This window comes from Klebsiella sp. K5-204 (assembly GCF_030128585.1).
Classification (GTDB): Bacteria; Pseudomonadota; Gammaproteobacteria; order Enterobacterales; family Enterobacteriaceae; genus Klebsiella; species Klebsiella quasipneumoniae.
Genome location: NZ_JAKUZS010000031.1, coordinates 1 through 2,068 on the forward strand (window position 1 = coordinate 1; position 2,068 = coordinate 2,068).

Annotated in this window: 3 protein-coding genes and 2 pseudogenes; 2 read left to right on the forward strand and 3 right to left on the reverse strand. The window is 45.2% G+C overall.

Going from position 1 to position 2,068, the window contains the following annotated elements; all coding sequences use genetic code 11:
* A partial coding sequence (locus MKR05_RS26790) for a hypothetical protein (RefSeq protein ID WP_223177208.1) occupies window positions 1–72 on the forward strand: 72 nt, incomplete at its 5' end.
* A 119-nt stretch (window positions 73–191) separates the two neighbouring features.
* Here MKR05_RS26790 and MKR05_RS26795 read toward each other — a convergent pair.
* The 3 genes and pseudogenes from MKR05_RS26795 to MKR05_RS26805 all read right to left on the reverse strand — a co-directional run.
* On the reverse strand, window positions 192–452 hold the full coding sequence (locus MKR05_RS26795; RefSeq protein WP_017901409.1) for a hypothetical protein: 261 nt from the start codon (window positions 450–452) through the stop codon (window positions 192–194).
* A gap of 720 nt (window positions 453–1,172) precedes the next feature.
* A pseudogene (locus tag MKR05_RS26800) lies at window positions 1,173–1,799 on the reverse strand (IS481-like element ISKpn28 family transposase); the annotation flags it as partial.
* A 3-nt stretch (window positions 1,800–1,802) separates the two neighbouring features.
* Window positions 1,803–1,946 (reverse strand): annotated as a pseudogene (locus MKR05_RS26805) (IS3 family transposase); the annotation flags it as partial.
* Between the two features lie 29 nt (window positions 1,947–1,975).
* Between MKR05_RS26805 and MKR05_RS26810 the strand changes: the two are divergent.
* Window positions 1,976–2,068: hypothetical protein (locus MKR05_RS26810; protein ID WP_223817503.1), on the forward strand; the 93-nt coding region annotated here is incomplete at its 3' end.

The following is a 2,068-nucleotide window of genomic DNA, read 5'->3' on the forward strand; positions in this document are numbered from 1 at the left end:
GCTATGGCCATGGTGCGTGCGTTGAACAGGATGACAAAGGCTGGGATGCCAGAAAGCGTGCGTATTGCCTGAAAATCCAGCCAGCTACAGGGTCGTTCGCACGAAATCTTATTTATTCAACAAAGCCCGGTGTCACATAAAAAAGCCCGTCAGCGGCGGGCAAAGACTACACACAGCTATTACAGGATGATTCAGGCAGTTTCTTCGTAAACGTTGTAATCCAGCTTTGCTCCACTGTAATTCTGCAGGCTACGGGCTTTATTCATCGCGCAACTGAACGCATTCGAACGATCGCCTGCACTCCCATTATGCCCATAGCGGGCAATTTCATACGGTTTCTCATAACTGCTTTCTTCCAGCACAATAAAGGCTCCCGGTTCACTGGTCAGCAATTCGAAACCAAGACCTGCGGCCTTTGTATTCCTTAGCTGGTAATATGCAGTGAGTGTCATAATTGATTCCTTAAAATAATACCGATACAAAGATATTTCTACAGGCATTGTTGAGCCTGTAAAATTGCTGATAGTTCAGAGTGACTGTAAGTAATAATAACTTATTCAAGTGGCGCGTCAATTGGCTAAATAACCTTACCTTCATTAAATTTTGAAAGAAATACAATCAGGAAAAGTGACTTTAAAAATCTCTTTCGGATATGACGCTACTGATATCTGATATTGCCTGGAGAATTTTGTCATAAGCGTAGACCTCTATTTTGGCGTAAATCTTCAAACAGGTAGCTGAGTCGTTTGGTTAACATCAGACATGGGCGCAGCTGGCGAACAAGGGGGGGTTGTCCTGGCACTGCATTGCGTCTGCACAGAACCGTTACATTGGTCGGCGCAGAAGTGGTAACCGGAGCATATCGACAGAGGGGAAAATTCATGACTGAACTCCAGCAGATGCCGGGATGCAGGGCAGAAACACGGCGGAAACCATCTTAAAAGTTATTAACTTACCAGCTTATTAGCCCTGGGAGGATGGGAGTAAACACGGTATAATGGTGTCGGCGCTTGAGGCTTTTTGCCTCATGATGTTTGAGTGTTTTGATGTTGTGAGGCAGAAAGAAGAAAGCCCCGTAGGACGTTAATTTTCATTAACCAACCACACGAGGCCATCTGCTTGACTAGACACCAACAGAGTAGCCTCTTAGCTGCCGTAAGGCAAGGAGATGTATGGGTCCACCACATATTGCAATTTTTACTCTCACGTAAAATATAGTCCACTGGCGTCATCAGTTCGAGTGATTTATGTGGCCTTTTGCTGTTATACAGCACCAGATATTCAGCCATTCTTTGATTAAACAAATTCAGGTCCTCAAAAAGCAACAATTCATTGAATTCAATAAATTGTTCTCTAAGTGTCCGGTTAAATCGCTCACAGGTCGCATTCATTTTCGGTGTGTACGGATAGGTCCAGATGTGTTTAATCGAGGCTTCCTGTAGCGTTTTATCAAAGTTACCGAGGAACTCCTTACCGTTGTCAGTGACAACTTGTCTGATAGCGACAGGAAAGAGCTTTGTGGCCTTGCTGAAGAAATGGCTGGTAATATCGCTGTTGAGTGAAGGGACCGCCAGGGCCAGCGCATAGTCGCTGTGCTCGTCGATCATGGTAATGATATAGCGGCGTAGGTCCCCCATCCTGAGTTCAATCGCGTCCATCCCTATGAGTTCGCCTGTTTTTACCGGGCGGTATTGTTTTGGTCTTCTGGGCTTCACTGAGCGTTTTTTTATCAACCGGGCTTTGCCCCTGGCACTGAGGCGTACGGGGATCATCCGCATTTTATCATGAGCTCCGGCAATTGTATGGGTCCACCACATATTGCAATTTTTACTCTCACGTAAAATATAGTCCACTGGCGTCATCAGTTCGAGTGATTTATGTGGCCTTTTGCTGTTATACAGCACCAGATATTCAGCCATTCTTTGATTAAACAAATTCAGGTCGGCTTTGTTGAATAAATCGAACTTTTGCTGAGTTGAAGGATCAGATCACGCATCCTCCCGACAACACAGACCATTCCGTGGCAAAGCAAAAGTTCAGAATCACCAACTGGTCCACCTACAACAAA